The following is a 22,917-nucleotide window of genomic DNA, read 5'->3' as shown; positions in this document are numbered from 1 at the left end:
AACATGCCGGATACGTGGGCGGGTTCTACTGTCGACATGCAGCAAACGTTCGGTGCCAGACGTTCGCATCGGATACCAAGTGATCGATACCCAACTTCCTCTCAGGAGAACGCTCATGAAAGCCGCTCGAATCCTCGCAGTTGCAGTGCTCGCTTCCCTCCCCGCATTGTCGTTTGCCGATACCGGCCACGGCCTCACGCGTGCCGACGTGCGCGCCGAGCTCGTCCGCCTCGAGAAGGCCGGCTACAACCCGGCCGGCAGCGAAGCACATTACCCGGACGATATCGCCGCCGCACAGAGCGCCGTCGCCGCCGCGGAGCAGGTCGCGCGTTCGGACCAGAACGGCCCGTCGAAGTCGCAGGACGACAACGTGGCCAAAGCGTCGACGCCGGCCGGCCGCTACGCCGCAGCCGACCCGCGTGCCGCACGGAATTCACGCACGGCTGCCGACGATCTGTACGCGCATTCGTGATCGGTTGCCGCGCCTGCCGGACGCAGGCGCAGTCGCATCAGCAACACTTGATATGAACAACACGACAGAAAGGAGCATGACGATGGTCGGTTTGACGAAACGGGTTCTGGTGTCCGCGGCGGTGATCGGCGGGCTGTTCGGTGCGGTCGCGGCGCAGGCAGCGCCGAAGGACGACCTGAAGGGCACGAACGTCGTGCTCGTGCATGGCGCGTTCGCCGACGGGTCGAGCTGGAATCGCGTGATTCCGCTGCTCGAAGCGCGCGGTCTGCATGTCGTATCGGTGCAGAACCCGCTGAGCTCGCTCGCCGACGACGCGGCAGCGACGAAGCGCGCGATCGACGAGCAGAAGGGGCCCGTCGTGCTGGTCGGCCACTCGTGGGCCGGTGTCGTGATCAGCGACGCGGGCAACAACGACAAGGTCAAGTCGCTCGTCTACGTCGCCGCGTTCGCGCCCGACAACGGCCAGTCGATTGCCGACGTCACGCAGGGGCTGCCGGCACCGGCGTGGGCCGGCGAACTACGCAAGGACGCCGGTGGCTTCGCGACGCTGTCGGACAAGGCGATCGCGCAGGATTTCGCGCCGGACCTGCCGCCCGTGCAGCAGCGCGTCGTCGCGGCGACGCAAGGGCCGTGGTACGGTGGCTGCATTTCGGAGAAGGTCACGCAGGCCGCCTGGCATGCGAAGCCGTCGTCGTTCGTCGTCGCGACGCAGGACCGGATGATCGATCCGAATCTGCAGGAGGCGATGGCGAAGCGGATCGGCGCGACGGTCACGCGCGTGAACGGCAGCCATGTCGCGATGCTGAGCCAGCCGGAGGCCGTGGCCGACGCGATCATCGCGGCTGCAGAACGTGCGAAGCAGGATGCGCAGTGAGTGAACGCGGTGCCGCGATGTGGATAATGCGCGGCGCCGTCGGCGATTGTGATGCCCTTTCACGAGGACGAATCGTGACGCAACAGCTCTGGCAACTGTCCGCTATCGAAATCGCGAAGCGGGTGCGGCACCGCGAAGTCTCCGCGCGGGAAGTGGCCGATGCCACGCTCGCCCGTCTCGACGCGGTGAATCCGGCGATCAACGCGGTGGTCGAGCATCGTCCCGACGACGTGCGGCGGCAAGCCGACGAAGTCGATCGCGCGATCGCGCGCGGCGACGATCCGGGCCCGCTCGCCGGCGTACCACGCTGACGCGGCAGTGGCGGCTGTTTCTCGACGAATACGCGGTGTTGCTGCTGCCGGTGTCGTCGGAACTGCCGTTCCCCGACGATCTCGATCGGAAGGGGCCGGACGGGTTCGAGCGCGTATGGGAAGCGCAGCTCACGCTGCGTGCGCTGCCGGCGATGGGGCTGCCAGGGCTCGCGGTGACGACGGGGCTCGTGAACCGCGTGCCGGTCGGTGTGCAGGTGGTCGCCGCGCATCATCGCGAGGATCTGTGCCTGCTTGCCGGGCGCGATATCGAGGCGCGCGGCGCGCCGGTTGTGCCGGGCGATCCGGTGCCCTGATGCGGTGACGGGTGTGGCGCGTCGGCGCTGCACCGCGTCCATCGGTCGTGCTTCATCGATGCGTCGATGCGTGCGCCACTCAAACCGGTGCACGATGCCATTTCGGATTCCATGACAACGTGCGGCGCGCGGCGCGCGCCGCATCGTTCGCTATCTCGCGCTCCTTTCACCTTTCAATAACCTTCGGTGCACGACATCGAATGGCCATCGCCTCCTATCCCCCGCACGAACCCGCCGCGATAGCGCGCGTCTGCTATTGCATTTCGCACGCGGCTGATTAGGAAATGAATTTTTATTGGTTCAGCTTCCTGGACCGCGCTCGCATAGTGGCGCTGACGGCTATAGACAGCAAGCAAGCTGCACCGGCCGCATTCCCGGCGTGGTGGGTCATACGAATCTGCGAGAACAAGGAAGCTTGATGATGGTTGCACTGGAACAACGAACCGCCGCCCAGCAGGCGCTCGAAGACGCCCGCGCGGCGGCCGCATCGGCGGGCACGCCCTACGCGGGCGGCGTGGCGCCGGAAGCCGCGTGGGCCCTGTGTTCCGCCGGCGACGCGCTGCTGGTCGACGTGCGCACCGCGGAGGAACGGAAATTCGTCGGCCACGTGCCGGAATCGCTGCATGTGCCGTGGGCGACCGGCACGAGCCTTACGCGCAACCCGCGCTTCGTGCGCGAACTGGAAGCGAAGACCGGCAAGGACGCGGTGGTGCTGCTGCTCTGCCGCAGCGGCAACCGCTCCGCGCAGGCGGCCGAAGCCGCGACCAAAGGCGGGTTCACGCAAGTATTCAACGTGCTCGAAGGGTTCGAGGGCGACCTCGACGAACGGCTGCATCGCGGCGACCGCAACGGCTGGCGCCATCGCGGCCTGCCGTGGGCGCAGGACTGAGTCACGGCCGTTACGGGGAGAAGTCAGCATGGCCGCATTCGATATCGACGACATCGTTCAGTCGCTCCAGACCGTGCGCCGCGCGTGGCGCGAGAAGCAGCGGCGCTCGCTCGAACCGGGCGGGCGCGACCTGCCGGCGCGCGAGGCGCTCGCCCAGATCATCGGCGCGCTGAAGGGCGTGCTGTTCCCGATGCGGCTCGGGCCGCCCGACCTGCGGCAGGAGAGCGAGAACTTCCATGTGGCGCACGCGCTCGACGCGGCACTGAACGCGCTGCTCGCGCAGGTGACGCTCGAGCTGCGCTACGCGGCGCGGCAACGTAACGCCGACGCGCGGATCGACGAAGCGGCTGCCACCGCCGTGCAGGCGTTCGCCGCACGTTTGCCCGACATCCGCCGGCTGCTCGACAGCGACGTGCTGGCTGCGTTCCATGGCGATCCGGCCGCTGGCAGCGTCGACGAAGTGCTGCTCTGCTATCCGGGCATCCTCGCGATGATCCACCACCGGCTCGCGCACGAGCTGTACCGGCTCGGGCTGCCGCTGCTCGCGCGGATCATCGCCGAGCAGGCACACGCGGAAACCGGCATCGACATTCATCCGGGCGCGCGCATCGGCGGCGGCTTTTTCATCGACCACGGCACGGGCGTCGTGATCGGCGAGACCGCGATCATCGGCGAGCGCGTGCGCGTGTACCAGGCCGTCACGCTGGGTGCCAAGCGTTTCCCGCGCGATGCGGCCGGCCATCTGGAGAAAGGGCTGGCACGTCATCCGATCGTCGAGGACGACGTCGTGATCTATGCGGGCGCAACGATCCTCGGCCGCGTGACGATCGGCCGCGGCGCGGTGATCGGCGGCAACGTGTGGCTCACGCAGGACGTAGCGGCCGGCGCCAACGTCACGCAGGCCGTGCTGCGCAGCGAAGCGAACGCCGCGCCGCGTGCGCGGGTCGAGCCGGCCGAGCCGGTGCCCGACGCGCAGGTGGCGACATGACCGACCTGATCCAGCACTTCGGCGCCAACGTGCGCAAGCTGCGCGAGGCGCGCACGTGGTCGCAGGAGCAGCTCGCCGAACACGCGGGGCTGAACCGCTCGTATGTCGGCGAGATCGAGCGCGGCGAGGCGATCGCGTCGATCGTCACGGCCGACAAGATCGCGCGCGCGTTCGACGTGTCGATCTCCACGCTGCTGCCCGGCGTGTACGTCACCTGACGCATCCCGCTTCTTTTCCCCTTCGGTTGTGCCGTGTGACGGCTATAGCATGTTGAGCCGGCAGGTGCGTGCTTCCGATAATCACCGAGCGTCATAAGCAATCCCGTTTTTCATCTTAAGAACCCGGAGCCACACATGTCGACCGTTGCAAGCGGCACGGCCGCGCTGAGCGATCACGCCGCCCGCCAACTAGCAAACGCTACCAAGACCGTCCCGCAGCTTTCCACGATTACGCCGCGCTGGTTGACCCATCTGCTGCAATGGGTGCCGGTCGAGGCCGGCATTTATCGCCTGAACCAGGTGAAGAACCCGGAAGCCGTACGCGCCGCGTGCACGCAGCTCGAGGACGAAATCGTGCTGCCGCGGACCTTCGTGCCGTACGAGGAACAGCCGCGCGAGTATTTCCTGAATGCGGTGAGCACGGTGCTCGACGTGCATACGCGGATCTCCGATCTCTACAGCAGTCCTCATGACCAGATCAAGGAACAGCTGCGCCTGACGATCGAGACGATCAAGGAGCTGCAGGAAAGCCAGCTGATCAACAACCCGGACTACGGGCTGCTCGCGAACGTGACCGACGAACAGCGGATCTTCCCGCTGACCGGCGCGCCGACGCCGGACGACCTCGACGAGCTGCTGACCAAGGTGTGGAAGGAACCCGCGTTCTTCCTCACCCATCCGCTCGCGGTCGCCGCATTCGGCCGCGAATGCACGCGGCGCGGCGTGCCGCCGCCGACGGTCAGCCTGTTCGGCTCGCAGTTCCTCACGTGGCGCGGCATTCCGCTGATCCCGTCGGACAAGGTGCCCGTCGCCGACGGCAAGACCAAGATCCTGCTGCTGCGCGTCGGCGACAAGCGTCAGGGCGTCGTCGGCCTGTATCAGCCGGGCGTCGCGGGTGAGCAGGGGCCGGGCCTGTCGGTGCGCTTCATGGGGATCAACAACCAGGCGATCGCGTCGTACCTGATCTCGCTGTATTGCTCGCTCGCGGTCCATTCGCCGGATGCGCTGGCTGTCCTCGATGACGTCGAAATCGCCAAGTTCCATGACTATCCCGACACCTACCGTTAATCCCGGCCTGGCCGGCGGCGACGCGCTCGCATTGCCGCACGCGCCGCTGCCGGCCGGCCTGCCCGACCCGGCGGCGCTCGCGCGGCTCGCGTCCGAGTTCTTCGCGACGCCGCCCGGGCAGGCCACCGCGCCCGGGCTGGCGGCGGGCAGCGGGGCCGTTGGCGGCGTGCCGTCGGCGTTGCCGGCTGCCGCGCCGATCCTCGCGTCGGTGAGTAATCCGGCGCCGGCCGGCTCGCCGCTCGCGGGGCCGGGCGGCACGGGCACCGGCGTGCCGGGCCTCGCGTTGCCGCAAGGCAAGGCGCCCGGCGCGAACCTCGCGCCGTCCGCGCCGACGCACGTGCTGTCGCTCGGCAATCGCGTGCCCGCGCTCGCACCGCATGCAGCCGCGCAGAACGGGCTGCCCGACAACGCGGTGTCGATCGCGCCCGCGTTCGAACCGCGCGTCGGCGGCGCGACGCTTGGCGTGCCGCAGGCGAATGCGGCGGTGTCGGAGGGCGCGGTGAAGGCTGCGCCGGCTGCGTCGCCGTACTACTTCACCGACGGTTCGCTGCAGGGCTGGCAGGCGACGCCGCAGGACATCGTCGTGCCGTCGAACGGCCTCGCGTCGCCGGAAGCGTTCGGGCTGCCGGGTGACGACGCGTTGCGCGACCTGCTCGCCGTGCATCGCGACGTGCCGGTGTCGCGCGCAGCGGGCGCGGACGTGCCGCGTTATTTCATCGACGATGCGCATGCCGCCGAGCCGCAGGGCAACCTGTATCGCGGCGCGCACCCGCCGTTCGACGTGAATGCGATCCGCCGCGATTTCCCGATCCTGCAGGAACGCGTGAACGGCAAGCAGCTCGTCTGGTTCGACAACGCGGCGACGACGCACAAGCCGCAGGCCGTGATCGATCGTCTCGCGTATTTCTATGCGCACGAGAACTCGAACATCCACCGCGCCGCGCATGCACTGGCGGGCCGCGCGACGGATGCGTACGAACATGCGCGCGACACCGTGCGGCGCTTCATCGGCGCGGCGTCGTCCGACGAAATCGTATTCGTGCGCGGCACGACCGAGGCGATCAACCTGATCGCGAAGACGTGGGGCGTGCAGAATGTCAGCGAAGGCGACGAGATCGTCGTGTCCCATCTCGAGCATCACGCGAACATCGTGCCGTGGCAGCAGCTCGCGGCGCTCAAGGGGGCGAAGCTGCGTGTGATTCCGGTCGACGATTCGGGGCAGGTGCTGCTCGACGAATACCGGAAGCTGCTCAACGATCGCACGAAGATCGTGTCGGTCACGCAGGTGTCGAATGCGCTCGGCACGGTCGTGCCGGTGCAGGAGATCGTCGAGCTCGCGCATCGTGCGGGCGCGAAGGCGCTGGTCGACGGCGCGCAGTCGATCTCGCACCTGCGCGTCGACGTGCAGGCACTCGATGCGGATTTCTTCGTGTTCTCCGGGCACAAGATCTACGGGCCGACCGGGATCGGCGTCGTGTACGGCAAGCGCGCGATCCTCGACGACATGCCGCCATGGCAGGGCGGCGGCAACATGATCGCGGACGTGACGTTCGAGCGCACGGTGTTCCAGCCGCCGCCGAACCGCTTCGAGGCCGGCACCGGCAATATCGCGGATGCGGTGGGGCTGGGTGCGGCGCTCGACTACGTGGGCCGCGTCGGCATCGAGAACATCGCGCGCTACGAGCACGACCTGCTCGCCTATGCGACGAGCGTGCTCGCGCCGGTGCCGGGCGTGCGGCTCGTCGGTACCGCGCGCGACAAGGCGAGCGTGTTGTCGTTCGTGCTCAAGGGCTATGAGACCGAGGAAGTCGGGCAGGCGTTGAACGAAGAGGGCATCGCGGTGCGCTCCGGGCATCACTGCGCGCAGCCGATCCTGCGGCGCTTCGGGCTGGAGGCGACGGTGCGGCCGTCGCTGGCGTTCTACAACACGTGCGATGAAGTCGATGCGCTGGTGAGTGTCGTGAGGAAGCTGGCGACGCGGCGCTGAGACGCGCGGCACGCGAGCGGGCCGCTTGTGGCTCCCGGCAACGGGACGTCACAAGCGGCCTTTTTTCGGGTTCTTCGCATATTTCCGGGGAGATACCCCGGCAGCCCGGCAATCGGCGTTCGTCGTTCTTGCGTGTGCACGGCGCGTAGGCAACCCTCAATGCGACAGCGCCGCGGCGTGATCGTGCTCGCGCAGTTGGCCGGGAATCGCGCACTGCGCGAGCCCGCCCGCATCGATCCACGCACGCGTGCGTTCCGCGGCCTTGTCGATCAGTTGCGCGCACTGCGAGTAATCGTATGACGACACCTCGAGCGGACAGAGCGGCGGCACGACATGGATTTGCGCGTGTGCCGCGTACAGCTCCAGATCGCGCACCAGTTGCCGCGCGATCACGAGCGTCAGCGCGTGCGTCGCATGCGCGATCGCGCTGCGCGGCGGCACGCGCAACGCACAGGCGAACCCGGCCGGCAGCACGACGATCCGCTTGACGCCGAGCGCGAGCGCAACCGAGATCGGCGTATTGTTCGCGACGCCACCGTCGACGAGCTCCACGCCGCCGATGCTGACCGACGGAAACACGCCGGGAATCGCCGCGCTGGCCTGCACGGCATCCACGACCGGGCCGGCGGACAGCACGACTTCGCGGCCGCTCAGCACGTCGGTCGCGACGATGTGGAGCGGCAACGCGGCCTGCTCGATCCGCCGGTACGGCAGGTTCCGTTCCAGCAGCAGGCGCAGCGCATCGGCCTCGACCAGGTGCGGCCGGTTGCGCAGCAGCATCGCGACGAGGCTGCGCATCGAGAACGGCATGACGTCCTGACGGCGGATCCGGCACCACAGCGCGGCGAGCATCGCGACGCCATCCGCATCCGGCCGGCCGGCGAAATAGGCCGCATTGATCGCGCCCGCCGACGCGCCGACGACGCAATCGGGCCGTTCGCCGCTGGCGACCAGCTCGCGGAGCATGCCGACCTCGATCGCGCCAAGACTGCCGCCGCCGGCGAACACGAAGGCGGTCGAGGGAGTGGGATCGGAAGTCACGGTGCGCCCTCCTGCGGTTGGCTGCGACAGTGCTTTCTCCATAATGGATCGTGCGGCGTCCCGGAGGTCCTGATGAAAACCCTGCCGGCACGCGGACCCAGCCGGTCGGCCGACGATGCGCGTTGCGCGCCGCGTTCCCCGGAATCCCGCGATGAACCCTTTTGGGGGGTAATGCGGAAACGTGACGCCGATCAACGCCCGGCCAGCATCCGCCCGCCGAGCCCCATCAGCAGCAGGCCAGCCGTCGTATCGAGCACGGCCTTGCGTCGAATCAGGAGCCGGCGCACGGACGGATGCGACGCGAGCAGCGCCATCGTGCAATACCACGCGGCCGAAATCCCGATCGACAGCGCGACGACCGCAAGATCGAGCCATGCCGGCGCGTGGGCCGGCACCATCAGCGCGAAGATGCTGCCGTAGAACGCGACGGATTTCGGGTTGGTCATGCTGACCACATAGCCCTTCTTCGCGGCGTGCCAGTCGGAGGATGAGGCCGGTGCGGCAACGGGCAGCGGCTGGCGCGCGGTCAGCACCATTTTCAGGCCGAGCCAGATCAGATAGGCGGCGCCCGCCAGCCGCAGCGCGGTATGCACCCATGCGACGTGGGTCACGAGCAGGCTCAGGCCGGCAATCGCGATCGCGGCCCAAGTGCCCGATGCGGCGGCGAGGCCGAGCCCCGTCATCACGCCGGCGCGGCGCTGCGCGACCGCGGTCGACGTGACGATCACGAAGTTCGGGCCCGGGCTGGCGACGCTCAGCAGCAGGACGCCGGCGAGCGGCAGCAACGTGTTGATGGTGGTCGACATGGCTTTCGGGTGCGAAGCGGCGGGGGGCTTTCATCTTACCCGAGCCTGGTGCACCGGACGCCCCACGGCGGCAACCGCGATTGTTGACGGCGTTGGAAAGGTCCAATCCAGAAGCGGCAATAGGTGACGCGATTTTGACCGATTATTCTCCCGATCGCAGTACCGGCCTCCAGACGCGAGTGCTATCGGACTGCTTACAAAATCAATTGCTCAGGGAGGCCATTCATGAGACGCATCGTCGTTCCCGGTGGTATCGGCGCGGTTTTCGCCATTGCAGCATCGTCCGCGTTTGCACAGAGTTCCGTCACGTTGTACGGCCTCGTCGATACGGCGATTCGTTATCAGACGAATGCCGCCCCCGACGGCCGGGACCTGATCGGGATGACCGTCGGCCCGGAAACGCACAGCCGCTGGGGCTTGCGCGGCAGCGAGGATCTCGGCGGCGGGCTGTCGGCGATCTTCCGGCTCGAGAACGGGTTCGAGCTCGGCGACGGCAAGCTGCACGTCGCGAACACGCTGTTCAGCCGGCAGGCCTACGTCGGCCTGTCGAGCGACCGGTACGGCTCGCTGACGTTCGGCAACCAGTACGCGCCGCTGTACGACACGATGGGCGATGTATTCGATCCGATGACCGTCGGCGACTACTGGCAGGACAGTTGGGCGTACAACGGCATCGGCAACTACCTGACGGTGGCGAACTCTGTGAAGTATCAGTTCTCGTACAACGGGTTGAGCCTCGATGCGATCTACGGGTTCGGCAATCATGCCGGCGCAATGGGCCTCGACAGCACGTACGGCGTGGAGTTGACCTACGCGCGAGGGCCAGCGTCGATCAACGCAGGCTTCCAGCAAACCTCGGTGTCGTCCGTAAACGGCAGTACGGTCAACGGTGCGAAGGTGAACTTCCTGCACGTGAGCGGCGCGTATCAGGTCACGCGGTCCGTCCGCCTGCTGGCAGGCTGGCTGCACGGCCAGGACAAGACGGGCACGACGGACTTCAACATGCAGCAGGCCGGCGCGCCCATGCTGGGCGGCGGCAGCCCGAATCGTATCGACGATACGTTTTACGTCGGCGCGAACTGGCAGGCCACCGCGCCACTGCTGATCACGGTGGCCGGCTATTACGGCCATGCGCGCAACGCGGAACGGCTCGACGGCACGCTCGGCTCCGGGATCAACTATTCTGCGACCGTGTTGGCCGAATATGCGCTGTCGAAGCACACGGAGGTATACGGCACGGTAGATTTCGCACGCGGCAACGGTGCGTTCGCGGCCGACTATCCGGGTGCCACCAACCCGCTGACGGGCAAGGTCGACCAGATTGGCAGGACCAACAACGTCGGGGCCGCGATCGGCCTGCGCCAGATGTTCTGACGACGGTTCGCCCGGCGTCCGCGGATAAAAAACGCGTGGCGACCGGTGCCGCCACGCGTCGTGGGTGGAGACGTGCGGTCGCCAGGTTCGGGCGATCGCACGTACCGGCGATCAGAAATCGAACCCCGGCCCGCCCGCACCCGGGCCGCCCGGCACCGCGGCCGGCGCCACATCCTTCGGCGCTTCGAACACGGTCGCATCGGTCGTCAGCAGCAGCCCGGCGACCGACGCCGCGTTCTGTAGTGCGGTGCGCGTGACCTTGGTCGGATCGAGCACGCCCGATTCGACGAGATCGCCGTATTCACCCGTCTGCGTGTTGTAGCCGAAGTTGCCCGTGCCTTCGGCGACCTTCGCGACGACCACGCTCGCTTCCTCGCCCGCATTCGTGACGATCTGGCGCAGCGGTTCCTCCAGCGCGCGCAGCACGATCTTGATGCCCGCGTTCTGGTCGGCGTTCGCGCCCTTCAGTTCGCGGATCGCCTGCCGCACGCGGATCAGCGCGACCCCGCCGCCCGGGACGATGCCTTCCTCGACGGCCGCGCGCGTTGCGTGCAGCGCGTCGTCGACGCGGTCCTTCTTCTCCTTCACCTCGATCTCGGTCGCGCCGCCGACCTTGATCACGGCCACGCCGCCGGCCAGCTTCGCCACGCGTTCCTGCAGCTTTTCACGGTCGTAGTCCGACGTCGCTTCCTCGATCTGCACGCGGATCTGCTTCACGCGCGCCTCGATGTTCTGTGCGTCGCCCGCGCCGTCGATCACGGTCGTGTTCTCCTTGCCGACCTCGATGCGCTTCGCCTGGCCGAGTTCGGTGAGGGTTGCCTTCTCGAGCGTGAGGCCCGTTTCCTCGGCGACGACCTGCCCGCCGGTCAGGATCGCGATGTCCTCGAGCAGCGCCTTGCGGCGATCGCCGAAGCCCGGCGCCTTGACCGCAACGGTCTTCAGGATGCCGCGGATGTTGTTGACGACCAGCGTCGCGAGTGCTTCGCCCTCGACGTCCTCAGCGATGATCAGCAGCGGCCGGCCCGACTTCGCGACCTGTTCGAGCACCGGCAGCAGTTCGCGGATGTTCGAGATCTTCTTGTCGTGCAGCAGGATGTACGGGTTCTCGATCTCGGCGATCTGCTTGTCGGGATTGTTGATGAAGTACGGCGACAGGTAGCCGCGATCGAACTGCAGCCCTTCGACCACGTCGAGCTCGTCGGCGAGCGACTTGCCGTCCTCGACGGTGATCACGCCTTCCTTGCCGACGCGGTCGATCGCCTCGGCGATGCGCTGGCCGATCGATTCCTCGCCGTTCGCGGAGATCGTCGCGACCTGCGCGATTTCCTTGCTCGTGGTGGTCGGCTTGCTGATCTTCTTCAGCTCGTCGACGGCTGCTGCCACGGCCTTGTCGATCCCGCGCTTCAGGTCGAGCGGGTTGAGCCCGGCCGCGACGTATTTCTGGCCTTCACGCACGATCGCCTGCGCGAGCACGGTGGCCGTCGTCGTGCCGTCGCCGGCCGCATCGCTGGTGCGCGACGCGACTTCCTTCACGAGCTGCGCGCCGATGTTCTGCAGCTTGTCCGCGAGTTCGATTTCCTTCGCGACCGACACGCCGTCCTTCGTGACGACAGGCGCGCCGAAGCTGCGTTCGAGCACGACGTTGCGGCCCTTCGGCCCGAGCGTGACCTTCACCGCGTTCGCGAGAAGGTTGACGCCTTCGGTCAACTTCGCACGGGCGACGTCGCTGAAAATGATTTCCTTCGCTGCCATGATTGCACTCCGTTATTGATTGACGACCGCGACGATGTCTTCCTCGCGCAGTACGAGGAATTCGTTGCCGTCCACCTTGACGGCCTGGCCTGCGTACTTGCCGAACAGCACGCGTTCGCCGACCTGCAGGTCGGGCACGATGCGCTGGCCGTCCGCGTCCTTGCGGCCGGGGCCGACGGCGATCACTTCGCCCTGGTCGGGCTTTTCCGCGGCGCTGTCGGGGATCACGATGCCCGAGGCGGTGGTGGTTTCCTGGTCGAGTCGCTTCACGATGACCCGGTCGTGCAAGGGGCGTAGGCTCATCTGTCTGTCCTGTTCTGTTGCGTCGAAATTGGCTGGCACTCTTCATCAGAGCGTGCTGACGAGTATAAAAACGCGCGGCGGCGCGATCCAATAACGGATTCGGAAAAGCATTTGCGCGGATGCGCTATGGATGGAGAGCGAAGGGCGCCGCGCAGCCGAAGCGTATGATCCCGACATCGCACACTCGCCCGGGGAGCGCACGAGCGTGGCAAGGACACTGGAAGCCGGACGACAACCCGTGTGGCTGCGCATTGCGCCCGCGCTGTTCCTGCTGCTGTGGGCGAGCGGCTTCGTGTTCCTGAAGCTCGGGCTGCGCGATGCCGATCCGCTGACGTTCCTCGCACTGCGCTACGCATGCGTCGTCGCGCTGCTCGCCGGGCCGTTCCTGTGGCTGCGTCCCGCGTTGCCGCGCACGCGCGGCGAATGGCGCAATCTCGTCGTCGTTGGCTTGCTGCTGCAGGCCGGCTATTTCTCGTTCACGTATCTGAGCCTGAAGCTCGGGATGTCGGCCGGGGCCGTCGCGCTCGTCACGTCGCAGCAACCGATTCTCGTCGGCCTGCTCGCGCCGCTGATCGCCGGCGAGCGTGTCGGCGCGCTGCGCTGGATCGGGCTCGCGCTCGGCGCCGCCGGCGCGGTGCTCGTCATCCTCGCGCGTTCGTCGGTCGCGGTGTCGTCGGTGTGGGCGCTGGCGTTCGCGCTGCTCGCACTCGCGTGCATCACCGGCGGCACGCTGTGGGAAAAGCGCTTCGGCACCAACGTCCATCCCGTCACCGCGAACCTCGTGCAATACACGGTCGGCCTCGCGGTGACCGCGCCGCTCGCGTTCGCGCTCGAACCGATGCACGTGCACTGGACCGCCGGCCTCGCCGGTTCGCTCGCGTACCTGGTGATCTGCAATTCGCTGATCGCGATCTCGCTGCTGCTGGCGATGGTGCGCTACGGCGAGGCGTCGCGTGTGTCGGCGTTGTTTTTCCTGATTCCGCCGGCCACCGCGCTGATCGCGCTCGTCGTGCTCGGCGAGACGATCGGCGCGCTCGCGTGGCCGGGGATGGCGCTTGCGGCGGCCGGCCTGTATCTGGTGATGCGTTACTGAATCAACGACGTGCGCCGCGTTTCTCACATAGCGAGACTGCGTCCCGATAATTGACGTGCATTTCGCGTGACTCCTAGACTGCTTCGCATGACGCCGCGCATCACGCGGCGCGACGATGCCGCCATTGCTTGCGGCATCGGCCCCGTCCCGCGAGACGATCCAGGAGACAAGCCGATGAATGCTGCCGCTCCGCAGTTGCACGCCGCGACGATGCGGCGTCTGAACCTGCGCCTGATTCCGTTCCTGATGCTGCTGTACCTGATCGCGTACATCGACCGCTCGAACATCTCGGTGGCGGCGCTGCAGATGAACGCCGACCTCGGTCTCAGCGCGCAGATGTACGGCCTCGGCGCGGGGCTGTTCTACGTGACGTACATTCTGTTCGAAGTGCCAAGCAATCTGTTCCTCGCAAGGGTCGGCGCGCGCCGCTGGATCGCGCGCATCATGATCACGTGGGGCCTCGTCGCAGCGGGGATGAGCGCCGTGCACACGCCGGGCCAGCTCTACGCGATGCGCCTGTTGCTGGGTGCGGCCGAGGCGGGTTTCACGCCGGGCATCATCTATTACCTGTCGGGGTGGTATCCGCAGAGCGATCGTGCGCGGGCGATGTCGTTCTTCTATATCGGCGCGACGCTCGCGTCGGTGATCGGATTGCCGTTGTCCGGCGCGCTGCTGAACCTGAACGGCGTGCTCGGCGTCGAGGGCTGGCGCTGGCTGTTCCTGCTCGAAGGCGTGCCAGCGCTGCTGCTCGGGTTCGTCGTGCTGCGGCGGCTGCCCGATACGCCCGCGCATGCGCGCTGGCTGCCAGCCGACGAGCGCGCATGGCTCGAAGCGACGCTGCGCGAGAGCGCGCCGCGCGAGCACCTGTCGCACGGCGCCGCGCTGCGGCGCGCGTTCGGCGACGGCAAGGTGTGGGCGCTGGCCGCATTCTGGCTGCTGCAGGCGTTCGGCACGATCGGCCTCACGCTGTTCCTGCCGCTGCTGGTAAAGAGCCTGTCGGGGCAATCGAGCTTCGCGGTCGGCAGCCTGTCCGCGCTGCCGTTCCTGTTCGCGTGCATCGCGATGTATGTGAACGGCCGGCATTCGGATCTCGGCGGCGAACGCGCGCTGCATCTCGGCGTGCCGATGCTGCTGGCCGGCGCGCTGCTGATCGCGGCGATCCATACGCCGGCATTGCCGGTCGCATATGCGCTGCTGGTGTTCGCGGTCGGCTTCAACTGGGCCGCGACGCCGGTGTTCTGGGCGGTGACGACCGAATATGTGTCGGGCCTCACGGCCGCCGCGTCGATCGCACTGATCAACGCGGTCGCGAATATTGCGGGCCTCGCGTTGCCGCCGGTGATGGGGCGCATCAAGGACGTCACGCATTCGTACGATCTCGCGCTGTTGCTGGTCGCGGGTGCGTTGCTCGTCGGTGGTGTGCTCGGGTTGCGGATCGCGTCGCGGCGTGCGCTGCCGATGGCCGCGCGCCGCGCCGGTTGAGCGATGCGGGCGCCGGCGTCTCGACGACCGGCCGGCGACCCGCGAGTTGCGCGGCTTCGCGCACGCACTCGAACGTGCACAGCATGCGCTCGCGGCGATGCGGGACGCCATGACGGGAACGCGCGCCGATGCCTCGCACATCGATGCATGGCTCGACGGTCGGCACGACGTCGAAGCGCGCATCGCGTAACGGCAGCGGCACGCCGCGCGTGCCTTAAACTTGGCGCTCTTTCAATCGTCTCCGATGGAGCGCGCATGTACGCATCGACCTTCATTTTCCGCGCCGGACAATACGACGACGAATTCCACCGGCTCGACCAGCAGATCGCCGACATGGCGCGCGCGACGCCCGGCTATCTCGGCGAGGAGGCGTGGGAGAACACCGGGGCCGGGCTGATCCAGAACGTCTACTACTGGGAATCGGAGGCGGCACTGCAGCAACTGATGCAGCACCCCGCGCATCTCGAAGCGAAGGCGAAGCAGGCGCGCTGGCTGGACGGTTATCGCGTGGTGATCTCGAAGGTGCTGCACGAGTACGGTGACGGCAAGCTCACAAAGCCGCACGCGGGGCATCCTGCCTGAGCTGACCGCCGGCGCCCCGCGTCAGGCATGCCGCGCGAACGCACCGTCGCGCGGCGTCAAAGCGCTTCGACCAGCAACCGGTTGCTCTTCCCGCAATACTCATGGCACGCGGCGCGTGCGGCGATCGACGCGCCGTGCACGAATTTCGGCGCATCGGCGCGGCGCGACATCGACACGACGATCGATGGCGGCGACGGCTGCAGCGGCAGCTCGACGACCTCGCCGCTGGCGATCAGCGCATCGACGAACAGCACCGGAATCGCGGCGACGCCGTAGCCGTCGCGCACCAGCTGCACGATCACCGAGATCGACGGCGAGCCGGTGATGCGGGTCTCCGACAGCGGCACGCCATGCGCGTGCGCGAGCGTGCGCACGATGTCCTCGAGCGCGCGGTGCGGCGCGGTCCCGCGCCCGTAGGTCAGGATCGGCTGGCGCAGCACCTGCCGCGCGAGGCCGGTGCGCGTGTTCGGCAGCAGCCCCGCGCGCGCGATCCAGCGCACCGGATAGTTCGCGAGCGCGTCGCACACGACCGACGCCTCGTCGCTGCCCTCCACCCGAATGATCAGATCGAGCTCGCCGGCCATCAGCCGGCGCTGCAGCACGACGCTGACGTCGACGGTCAGGTCGATTTCCAGTTGCGGATAGTCTGCCGCGAGGCGACGCAGGTAGTGCGGCAGCCAGCTGTGCACGACCGTCTCGATCACGCCGAGCCGCAGCTTGCCGCGCAGCGCGCTTTCGCCGGCCGCGGCGGCCTGCAGCTCCTGGGTTGCCTCGACGACGGCCTTCGCATAGCCGAGCAGGTACTCGCCGTTCGGCGTGAGCCGGAATGCGCGGCTGTCGCGATCGACGAGCACCGTCTGCAATTCGTCCTCGAGCGCCTTCAGGCGTTGCGAGATCGCGGCCGGCGTCGCGTGCAGCGTGGCGGCCGTGGTGCGGAAGTTGCGCAGCTTCGCGAGCGTGACGAAGGTTTCGAGAAAACGCGTGTTCATGGCGGTCGGACGGACGGTGGACGCGCAGCTTGCCGGTGAAGAAAAGTGAACGGGACCGGGGAAAACCCCGAGATGCGTTAAGAAATTCTATACACGGGGCGCAAAAAAACTCGTTGGCGACAAAATTTTTTCTTTTCTATTCTTCGCCGTATCTGCTGACGCAACACCGTCATCCCGACGACATCCCGATCTGTCACCCAACATCATGACGCCTTCCGAATTTCGCCAGTCCGTGCGCAACGGCACCTTCCGCAGCCCGACCGCCGGCCAGTGCGGCCCGTTCGCGCAAGCGAATCTCGCGATCCTGCCGAACGCGTACGCGCACGATTTCCTGCGCTTTTGCCAGGCCAACCCGAAGGCGTGCCCGCTGTTGGGCGTTGGCGAACCGGGCGCGTTCCGGGTCGACGTGCTCGGCGAGGATCTCGACATCCGCACCGACGTACCGAGCTACAACGTATACCGCGATGGTCGCCTGACCGAGCGCGTCGAATCGCTCGAAGCGCTGTGGCGCGACGATTTCGTGGTGTTCGCGATCGGCTGCTCGTTCTCGTTCGAGGACATGCTGGCGCGCGAAGGGATCGGGCTGCGCCACATCGAGGAGGGTCGCAACGTGCCGATGTACCGCACGTCGATCCCGAACCGTCGCGCGGGCATCTTCGGCGGCCAGCTGGTCGTATCGATGCGGCCGCTACGCGGCGCCGACGCGATCCGCGCGGTGCAGATCACGAGCCGGTTCCCCGGCGTGCACGGCGCGCCGGTCCATATCGGCCATCCGCAGGAACTGGGCATCGCCGATCTCGGCGCACCCGATTTCGGCGACGCGGTGACGGTGCGCGACGGCGAGCTGCCGGTGTTCTGGGCGTGCGGCGTGACGCCGCAAACCGCGCTGATGGAAGCGAAGCTGCCGCTCGCGATCGCGCATACGCCGGGCTACATGCTGATGACCGACATCACGAACGCGTCGCTGGCCGTGTTCTGAACCGACTGACGCCGGCGGCCCGCGCGGCCGCCGGTCCGCCCCGTCGCGGCGGCATGCCGCGACCGCAGACGATCCGCCCGGCCGGAGGGCGGCGCGCATCCGCAGCCAGCCGGCCGCGAGTGCGACGCAGGCACCCACGCAAGACACGACACGACGATTTTGACCGCGCATTTCGACAGGAGCCTCACCATGGAAAGCAAGACCCTCCCGGCGCCCGCCACTGACCCCGCGGGCCCCGCGCGCAACGGCCTGTTCGGGTGGTACGCGGACGCGCAGCCGCGCGAACGCCGTGCGTTCTGGAGCTGCAAGGTCGGCTACATGCTCGACGGGATGGACACGCAGATGCTGTCGTTCGTGATCCCGACGCTGGTCGCGACCTGGGGTATCTCGCTCGCGGATGCCGGCTTCATCGGCACGATGACGCTGCTCGCGTCGGCGCTCGGCGGCTGGATCGCGGGCATCCTGTCCGACCGGATCGGCCGCGTGCGCACGCTGCAGTTGACCGTGCTGTGGTTCGCGGTATTCACCGCGCTGTGCGGGCTCGCGCAGAGCTACCACCAGCTGCTCGCCGCGCGCGCACTGATGGGCTTCGGCTTCGGCGGCGAATGGACGGCCGGCGCGGTGCTGATCGGCGAGGTGATCCGCGCGCGCGATCGCGGCAAGGCGGTCGGCCTCGTGCAGTCGGGGTGGGCGATTGGCTGGGGGCTGTCGGCGCTGCTGTATGCGCTGCTGTTCTCGGTGCTGCCGGCCGAACAGGCATGGCGCGCGCTGTTTCTCGTCGGCCTCGCACCGGCGCTGCTGGTGGTCGTGATCCGCCGCTACGTGAAGGAACCGGACGTCTACGAGAAGGAGAAGGCCACGCAGGCGAAGGTGGCCGACGCGCCGCGCCTCACCGAAATCTTCGCGCCGAAGCTGCTGTCGACGACGCTGCGCGCGGCGCTGCTGACCACCGGCGCGCAGGGCGGCTACTACGCGATCACGACCTGGCTGCCGACGTTCCTGAAGACCGAGCGGCACCTGACCGTGATGGGCACCGGCGGCTATCTCGCGACGATCATCGTCGGCTCGTGGGTTGGCTACCTGACGAGCGCGTACCTGACCGACCGTCTCGGCCGCAAGCCGAACTTCATCCTGTTCGCGCTCGGCTCGATGGTGATCGCGTTCGCCTATACGTCGCCGGCGCTGCACCTCACGAACACGTCGATGCTGTGGCTCGGCTTCCCGCTCGGGTTCTTCGCGTCGGGCATCTTCTCCGGGATGGGCGCGTTCCTCACCGAGCTGTTCCCGACCCGCGTGCGCGGCTCCGGCCAAGGCTTCTGCTACAACGTGGGCCGCGCGATCGGCGCACTGTTCCCGTTCCTGATCGGCGCGCTGTCGAAGCACTATGGGCTCGGCGCGAGCATCGGGATCTTCGCGGTCGCCGCCTACGGCGTGATGATCGTCGCCGCGCTGACGCTGCCCGAGACGCGCGGCCGCGAACTCGACGCCGCGTAAGCGGGCGCCCGCCGCTTCACTTTCCTTTTTCATCGAAGCCATCTCGCGGCGCGCGACGCGCGCCGTGCGGCGGCGCTCGTCCATCGATTCAACGACGCATCGAGTTCATCGCCATGACTGACCGACACGCTTTCCCCGTTTCCTCCGACGCCGCACGCTGGCAATTCTGGATCGACCGCGGCGGCACGTTCACCGACATCGTCGCGCGCCGGCCCGACGGCACGCTCGTCACGCACAAGCTGCTGTCGGAGAACCCCGAGCAATACCGCGACGCGGCCGTTGCCGGCATCCGCCACCTGCTCGGCCTTGCCGACGGCGAGCCGATCACGCCCGCACGCGTCGACATGGTGAAGATGGGCACGACCGTCGCGACCAACGCGCTGCTCGAGCGCAAGGGCGAACGCACCGCGCTCGCGACCACGCGCGGCTTTCGCGACGTGCTGCGCATCGCGTACCAGAACCGGCCGCGCCTGTTCGATCTCGACATCGTGCTGCCCGATGCGCTGTACGAGACCGTCGTCGAGGTGGACGAGCGGGTCGGCGCGCACGGCGATGTCGTGGTGCCGCTGGATCTGCAGCGCGCGGAAGCGGCGCTGCGCCGCGTGTTCGACTCGGGCGTGCAGGCGTTGGCCATCGTGCTGATCCACGGCTATCGCTACACCGCGCACGAACGCGCACTGGCGGACCTCGCGCGCCGCATCGGCTTCACGCAGGTGTCGGTGTCGCACGAGGTGTCGCCGCTGATGAAGATGGTGTCGCGCGGCGACACGACGGTGGTCGACGCGTACCTGTCGCCGATCCTGCGCCGCTACGTCGAGCAGGTCGCGCACGAGATGCCGGGCGTGAACCTGCAGTTCATGCAGAGCAGCGGCGGGCTGACGCGCGCCGACGCGTTCCAGGGCAAGGACGCGATCCTGTCCGGCCCGGCCGGCGGCATCGTCGGGATGGTGCGCGCCGCGCGCGCGGCCGGCTTCGACCAGGTGATCGGCTTCGACATGGGCGGCACGTCGACCGACGTATCGCACTACAACGGCGAATTCGAGCGCGTGTTCGAGACGCAGGTGGCCGGCGTGCGGATGCGCGCGCCGATGATGAGCATCCATACGGTCGCCGCCGGCGGCGGCTCGGTGCTCGGCTTCGACGGCGCGCGGCTGCGCGTCGGGCCCGAATCGGCCGGCGCGAATCCGGGGCCGGCCGCGTACCGGCGCGGTGGCCCGCTGACGGTGACCGACTGCAACGTGATGCTCGGCAAGATCCAGCCGGACCATTTCCCGCGCGTGTTCGGCCCGCACGCGGACGAACCGCTCGACCGCGCCGGCGTGGTCGCGAAGTTCGCGGCGCTCGCCGACGCGATCCACGCGGCGACCGGGCGGCGCGACACCCCCGAGGCACTGGCCGAAGGTTTCCTGGACATCGCGATCGGCAGCATGGCGAACGCGATCAAGAAGATCTCGGTGCAGCGCGGCCACGACGTGTCGCGCTACGTGCTGACGACCTTCGGCGGCGCGGGTGGCCAGCACGCCTGCGGCGTGGCCGACGCGCTCGGGATGACGCAGGTGTTCGCGCATCCGCTCGCCGGCGTGCTGTCCGCATACGGGATGGGCCTCGCCGACCAGACCGCGATGCGCGAGCGCGCGGTGGAGGCCGTGCTGTCCGATGCGTCGCTGCCGGCGCTGAACGCGACGCTCGACCGGCTGACCGACGACGCGGTCGGCGCGCTGCTCGAACAGGGCGTGCCGCCGGAGCGCATCGCGACCGAGCACCGCGTGCACCTGCGTTACCAGGGCACCGATTCCGCGCTCGACGTGCCGGCCGGCAGCGTCGACGCGATGCAGCAGGCGTTCGAGGCCGCCTACCGGCAGCGCTACGCGTTCCTGATGCCCGGCGTGCCGCTGGTGGCCGAACTGGCATCGGTCGAGGCGATCGGCCGGTCGGATGCGCCGGTCGAGGTCGCGCCGCTCGCGCCGCGCGACGATGACGCGACGCCGCATGCGCACAGCGCCGTGCGCTTCTATTCCGGCGGCCAATGGCATGACGCGGCGCTGTACGTGCGCGACACGCTGCTGGCCGGCGATGCGATCGACGGGCCGGCGATCGTCGCGGAGAAGAACGGCACGACCGTCGTCGAGCCCGGCTGGCGCGCGCGGATGACCGCGCAGGGCAACCTCGTGCTGACGCGCACGACGCCGCTGCCGACGCGCCGTTCGCTCGGCACCGACGCCGATCCGGTGCGGCTCGAGATCTTCAACAACCTGTTCATGTCGATCGCCGAGCAGATGGGGCTGCGGCTGCAGAACACCGCATACTCGGTGAACATCAAGGAACGGCTCGACTTCTCATGCGCGATCTTCGACGGCGACGGCAACCTGATCGCGAACGCGCCGCACATGCCCGTACACCTGGGCTCGATGGGCGAGAGCATCCGCACGGTGATCGAGCGCAATCGCGGCCGCATGCGCGACGGCGACGTGTTCATGCTGAACGATCCGTATCACGGTGGCACGCACCTGCCGGACGTCACCGTCATCACGCCGGTGTTCGCGGACGGTTCGGACGCGCCGCTGTTCTACGTCGGCTCGCGCGGTCACCACGCGGACATCGGCGGCACGACGCCGGGCTCGATGCCGCCCGATTCGACGCACATCGACGAGGAGGGCGTGCTGATCGACAACTGGCAGCTCGTGTCGGCGGGCGTGCTGCGCGATGCCGACACACGCGCGCTGCTGGCCTCCGGCCGCTACCCGGCACGCAACGTCGAGCAGAACATGGCCGACCTGCGCGCGCAGGTCGCCGCGAACCAGAAGGGCGTGGACGAGTTGCGGCGGATGGTGGCGCAGTTCGGCCGCGACGTCGTGCTCGCGTTCATGGGGCACGTGCAGGACAACGCGGAAGAAGCGGTGCGGCGCGTGATCGGCGCGCTGCAGGACGGCGCGTACCGCTATCCGCTCGACAACGGCGCCGAGATTCGCGTCGCAATTCGCGTCGATCGCGCGGCGCGCCGGGCGGAGATCGATTTCACCGGCACGTCCGCGCAGCTCGACAACAACTTCAACGCGCCGAAGGCCGTCTGCATGGCCGCCGTGCTGTACGTGTTCCGCACGCTGGTCGGCGACGACATCCCGCTGAACGCCGGCTGCCTGAAGCCGCTGACGGTGATCGTGCCCGCCCGCTCGATGCTGAACCCCGAGTATCCGGCCGCGGTCGTGTCGGGCAACGTCGAGACGTCATCGGCGATCACCAACGCGCTGTACGGCGCACTCGGCTGCGTCGCGTCGAGCCAGGGAACGATGAACAACTTCACGTTCGGCAACGACCGATACCAGTACTACGAGACCATCGCCGGCGGCAGCGGCGCGGGCGACGGCTTTGCGGGCGTCGGCGCGGTGCAGACGCACATGACGAACTCGCGGCTGACCGACCCGGAAGTGCTCGAATGGCGCTACCCGGTGCGGCTCGACTCGCACCGGTTGCGCGCGGGTTCCGGCGGCGGCGGGCGCTGGCGTGGCGGCGACGGCGCAGTGCGGCGGATCCGGTTCCTCGAGCCGATGACCGCGTCGATCCTGTCGAACAACCGGATCCATGCGCCGTTCGGCGCGGCGGGCGGCGAAGCGGGCGCGCTCGGCCGCAACACGATCGAGCGCGCGGACGGCACGGTCGAGACGCTCGAGCATATCGGCCGCGCGCAGATGGCGGCGGGTGACGTGTTCGTGGTCGAGACGCCGGGCGGCGGCGGATACGGCACGGCAGTCTGAACGACGCAGCGCGGCGGGGGCAGTGGCGCCCGCCCGCCGCGCTGCGTTCGCGCGTGCCGGGCGGCCGATCGTACCGGTTCCATGAGCGAGGTCGCACGCAAGCCGCGCGTTCCGTCAAACACGCCCTTCCCGGAAATCGGCGCGAAATT

General features: G+C 68.2%; 20 protein-coding genes and 2 pseudogenes. 17 read left to right on the top strand and 5 right to left on the bottom strand.

From position 1 onward, the window contains the following. The first annotated feature begins 115 nt into the window (after nucleotides 1–115). The 9 genes and pseudogenes from GEM_RS25720 to GEM_RS25680 all read left to right on the top strand — a co-directional run bounded on the left by GEM_RS25720 (nucleotide 116) and on the right by GEM_RS25680 (nucleotide 7,121). Nucleotides 116–472 carry a DUF4148 domain-containing protein gene (locus GEM_RS25720; RefSeq protein WP_014900342.1) on the top strand — a complete coding sequence of 119 codons (357 nt, stop codon included), beginning with the start codon at nucleotides 116–118 and terminating at the stop codon, nucleotides 470–472. 82 nt (nucleotides 473–554) lie between these two features. Next, nucleotides 555–1,346, top strand: a complete 792-nt coding sequence (locus tag GEM_RS25715; RefSeq protein WP_014900341.1) for an alpha/beta fold hydrolase — start codon at nucleotides 555–557, stop codon at nucleotides 1,344–1,346. 17 nt (nucleotides 1,347–1,363) lie between these two features. Then, a complete protein-coding gene (locus tag GEM_RS32550) occupies nucleotides 1,364–1,657 on the top strand; it encodes an amidase family protein (protein WP_420358935.1) in 294 nt (97 codons plus the stop codon). Then, nucleotides 1,642–1,971 (top strand): annotated as a pseudogene (locus tag GEM_RS32545) (amidase); the annotation flags it as partial. The gene GEM_RS32550 and the pseudogene GEM_RS32545, both read left to right, overlap by 16 nt. Before the next feature lie 418 nt (nucleotides 1,972–2,389). After that, nucleotides 2,390–2,860 carry a rhodanese-like domain-containing protein gene (locus GEM_RS25700; protein WP_014900340.1) on the top strand — a complete coding sequence of 157 codons (471 nt, stop codon included), beginning with the start codon at nucleotides 2,390–2,392 and terminating at the stop codon, nucleotides 2,858–2,860. Between the two features lie 28 nt (nucleotides 2,861–2,888). Next, nucleotides 2,889–3,848 (top strand): serine O-acetyltransferase EpsC, encoded by a 960-nt coding sequence (gene epsC, locus GEM_RS25695; protein WP_014900339.1) that lies wholly within the window; start codon nucleotides 2,889–2,891, stop codon nucleotides 3,846–3,848. Beyond that, entirely contained in the window at nucleotides 3,845–4,066 is a 222-nt protein-coding gene (locus tag GEM_RS25690) for a helix-turn-helix domain-containing protein (RefSeq protein ID WP_014900338.1), read from the top strand. The genes epsC and GEM_RS25690 overlap by 4 nt, the downstream gene beginning before the upstream one ends. 135 nt (nucleotides 4,067–4,201) lie before the next feature. Beyond that, complete coding sequence (locus tag GEM_RS25685; protein ID WP_014900337.1) at nucleotides 4,202–5,134, top strand: family 2A encapsulin nanocompartment shell protein; 933 nt, start codon at nucleotides 4,202–4,204, stop codon at nucleotides 5,132–5,134. Beyond that, complete coding sequence (locus GEM_RS25680) at nucleotides 5,109–7,121, top strand: family 2A encapsulin nanocompartment cargo protein cysteine desulfurase (RefSeq protein WP_014900336.1); 2,013 nt, start codon at nucleotides 5,109–5,111, stop codon at nucleotides 7,119–7,121. Before GEM_RS25685 ends, GEM_RS25680 begins: the two co-directional genes overlap by 26 nt. 156 nt (nucleotides 7,122–7,277) lie before the next feature. Here GEM_RS25680 and GEM_RS25675 read toward each other — a convergent pair whose 3' ends face one another. Together GEM_RS25675 and GEM_RS25670 are read right to left on the bottom strand one after the other, a co-directional pair. Continuing rightward, nucleotides 7,278–8,162 (bottom strand): patatin-like phospholipase family protein, encoded by an 885-nt coding sequence (locus GEM_RS25675; RefSeq protein WP_014900335.1) that lies wholly within the window; start codon nucleotides 8,160–8,162, stop codon nucleotides 7,278–7,280. Between the two features lie 191 nt (nucleotides 8,163–8,353). After that, nucleotides 8,354–8,968 (bottom strand): LysE family translocator, encoded by a 615-nt coding sequence (locus tag GEM_RS25670; protein ID WP_014900334.1) that lies wholly within the window; start codon nucleotides 8,966–8,968, stop codon nucleotides 8,354–8,356. Between the two features lie 225 nt (nucleotides 8,969–9,193). On the opposite strand from GEM_RS25670, the gene GEM_RS25665 reads away from it, so the two are divergent. Then, on the top strand, nucleotides 9,194–10,342 hold the full coding sequence (locus tag GEM_RS25665; protein WP_014900333.1) for a porin: 1,149 nt from the start codon (nucleotides 9,194–9,196) through the stop codon (nucleotides 10,340–10,342). 111 nt (nucleotides 10,343–10,453) lie between these two features. Here GEM_RS25665 and groL read toward each other — a convergent pair whose 3' ends face one another. Both groL and GEM_RS25655 read right to left on the bottom strand, forming a co-directional pair. Then, a complete protein-coding gene (gene groL / locus GEM_RS25660) occupies nucleotides 10,454–12,094 on the bottom strand; it encodes a chaperonin GroEL (RefSeq protein WP_014900332.1) in 1,641 nt (546 codons plus the stop codon). Between the two features lie 12 nt (nucleotides 12,095–12,106). Then, nucleotides 12,107–12,397 carry a co-chaperone GroES gene (locus tag GEM_RS25655; RefSeq protein WP_011356207.1) on the bottom strand — a complete coding sequence of 97 codons (291 nt, stop codon included), beginning with the start codon at nucleotides 12,395–12,397 and terminating at the stop codon, nucleotides 12,107–12,109. Nucleotides 12,398–12,527: 130 nt separating this feature from the next. On the opposite strand from GEM_RS25655, the gene GEM_RS25650 reads away from it, so the two are divergent. The 4 genes and pseudogenes from GEM_RS25650 to GEM_RS25635 all read left to right on the top strand — a co-directional run bounded on the left by GEM_RS25650 (nucleotide 12,528) and on the right by GEM_RS25635 (nucleotide 15,554). Continuing rightward, nucleotides 12,528–13,490, top strand: coding sequence for a DMT family transporter (locus tag GEM_RS25650; protein WP_014900331.1), 963 nt, complete (start codon nucleotides 12,528–12,530; stop codon nucleotides 13,488–13,490). Nucleotides 13,491–13,664: 174 nt separating this feature from the next. Then, nucleotides 13,665–14,972 carry an MFS transporter gene (locus tag GEM_RS25645; protein WP_014900330.1) on the top strand — a complete coding sequence of 436 codons (1,308 nt, stop codon included), beginning with the start codon at nucleotides 13,665–13,667 and terminating at the stop codon, nucleotides 14,970–14,972. A 10-nt stretch (nucleotides 14,973–14,982) separates the two neighbouring features. After that, a pseudogene (locus GEM_RS32360) lies at nucleotides 14,983–15,162 on the top strand (flagellin N-methylase); the annotation flags it as partial. 65 nt (nucleotides 15,163–15,227) lie between these two features. Continuing rightward, the gene (locus tag GEM_RS25635; protein ID WP_014900329.1) at nucleotides 15,228–15,554 is read left to right on the top strand and encodes an antibiotic biosynthesis monooxygenase family protein; all 327 of its coding nucleotides are present in this window, start codon (nucleotides 15,228–15,230) and stop codon (nucleotides 15,552–15,554) included. Between the two features lie 56 nt (nucleotides 15,555–15,610). Here the strand turns inward: GEM_RS25635 and GEM_RS25630 are convergent, their stop codons facing one another. Beyond that, nucleotides 15,611–16,543: a LysR family transcriptional regulator gene (locus GEM_RS25630; RefSeq protein ID WP_014900328.1), complete on the bottom strand. Its 933-nt coding sequence runs from the start codon at nucleotides 16,541–16,543 to the stop codon at nucleotides 15,611–15,613. Nucleotides 16,544–16,748: 205 nt separating this feature from the next. On the opposite strand from GEM_RS25630, the gene GEM_RS25625 reads away from it, so the two are divergent. The 3 genes from GEM_RS25625 to GEM_RS25615 all read left to right on the top strand — a co-directional run bounded on the left by GEM_RS25625 (nucleotide 16,749) and on the right by GEM_RS25615 (nucleotide 22,768). Beyond that, nucleotides 16,749–17,522: a putative hydro-lyase gene (locus GEM_RS25625; protein ID WP_014900327.1), complete on the top strand. Its 774-nt coding sequence runs from the start codon at nucleotides 16,749–16,751 to the stop codon at nucleotides 17,520–17,522. A gap of 189 nt (nucleotides 17,523–17,711) precedes the next feature. Next, on the top strand, nucleotides 17,712–19,016 hold the full coding sequence (locus GEM_RS25620) for an MFS transporter (RefSeq protein WP_014900326.1): 1,305 nt from the start codon (nucleotides 17,712–17,714) through the stop codon (nucleotides 19,014–19,016). 113 nt (nucleotides 19,017–19,129) lie between these two features. Continuing rightward, nucleotides 19,130–22,768 (top strand): hydantoinase B/oxoprolinase family protein, encoded by a 3,639-nt coding sequence (locus GEM_RS25615; RefSeq protein ID WP_014900325.1) that lies wholly within the window; start codon nucleotides 19,130–19,132, stop codon nucleotides 22,766–22,768. The last annotated feature ends 149 nt before the right edge of the window (nucleotides 22,769–22,917 follow it).

Source organism: Burkholderia cepacia GG4 (genome assembly GCF_000292915.1).
In the GTDB taxonomy this organism is placed as follows: domain Bacteria; phylum Pseudomonadota; class Gammaproteobacteria; order Burkholderiales; family Burkholderiaceae; genus Burkholderia; species Burkholderia cepacia_D.
This window is presented reverse-complemented; position numbering and strand designations above follow the sequence as displayed.

What these genes read in the sequence shown, in the direction of transcription:
- GEM_RS25615 (WP_014900325.1), top strand. Translation starts at nt 19,130, where the DNA reads ATGACTGACCGACACGCTTTCCCCGTTTCCTCCGACGCCGCACGCTGG.
- GEM_RS32550 (WP_420358935.1), top strand. Translation starts at nt 1,364, where the DNA reads ATGTGGATAATGCGCGGCGCCGTCGGCGATTGTGATGCCCTTTCACGA.
- GEM_RS25635 (WP_014900329.1), top strand. Translation starts at nt 15,228, where the DNA reads ATGTACGCATCGACCTTCATTTTCCGCGCCGGACAATACGACGACGAA.
- GEM_RS25715 (WP_014900341.1), top strand. Translation starts at nt 555, where the DNA reads ATGGTCGGTTTGACGAAACGGGTTCTGGTGTCCGCGGCGGTGATCGGC.
- GEM_RS25665 (WP_014900333.1), top strand. Translation starts at nt 9,194, where the DNA reads ATGAGACGCATCGTCGTTCCCGGTGGTATCGGCGCGGTTTTCGCCATT.
- groL (WP_014900332.1), bottom strand. Translation starts at nt 12,094, where the DNA reads ATGGCAGCGAAGGAAATCATTTTCAGCGACGTCGCCCGTGCGAAGTTG.
- GEM_RS25690 (WP_014900338.1), top strand. Translation starts at nt 3,845, where the DNA reads ATGACCGACCTGATCCAGCACTTCGGCGCCAACGTGCGCAAGCTGCGC.
- GEM_RS25680 (WP_014900336.1), top strand. Translation starts at nt 5,109, where the DNA reads ATGACTATCCCGACACCTACCGTTAATCCCGGCCTGGCCGGCGGCGAC.
- GEM_RS25645 (WP_014900330.1), top strand. Translation starts at nt 13,665, where the DNA reads ATGAATGCTGCCGCTCCGCAGTTGCACGCCGCGACGATGCGGCGTCTG.
- epsC (WP_014900339.1), top strand. Translation starts at nt 2,889, where the DNA reads ATGGCCGCATTCGATATCGACGACATCGTTCAGTCGCTCCAGACCGTG.
- GEM_RS25630 (WP_014900328.1), bottom strand. Translation starts at nt 16,543, where the DNA reads ATGAACACGCGTTTTCTCGAAACCTTCGTCACGCTCGCGAAGCTGCGC.
- GEM_RS25625 (WP_014900327.1), top strand. Translation starts at nt 16,749, where the DNA reads ATGACGCCTTCCGAATTTCGCCAGTCCGTGCGCAACGGCACCTTCCGC.
- GEM_RS25650 (WP_014900331.1), top strand. Translation starts at nt 12,528, where the DNA reads ATGGAGAGCGAAGGGCGCCGCGCAGCCGAAGCGTATGATCCCGACATC.
- GEM_RS25700 (WP_014900340.1), top strand. Translation starts at nt 2,390, where the DNA reads ATGATGGTTGCACTGGAACAACGAACCGCCGCCCAGCAGGCGCTCGAA.
- GEM_RS25670 (WP_014900334.1), bottom strand. Translation starts at nt 8,968, where the DNA reads ATGTCGACCACCATCAACACGTTGCTGCCGCTCGCCGGCGTCCTGCTG.
- GEM_RS25655 (WP_011356207.1), bottom strand. Translation starts at nt 12,397, where the DNA reads ATGAGCCTACGCCCCTTGCACGACCGGGTCATCGTGAAGCGACTCGAC.
- GEM_RS25620 (WP_014900326.1), top strand. Translation starts at nt 17,712, where the DNA reads ATGGAAAGCAAGACCCTCCCGGCGCCCGCCACTGACCCCGCGGGCCCC.
- GEM_RS25685 (WP_014900337.1), top strand. Translation starts at nt 4,202, where the DNA reads ATGTCGACCGTTGCAAGCGGCACGGCCGCGCTGAGCGATCACGCCGCC.
- GEM_RS25720 (WP_014900342.1), top strand. Translation starts at nt 116, where the DNA reads ATGAAAGCCGCTCGAATCCTCGCAGTTGCAGTGCTCGCTTCCCTCCCC.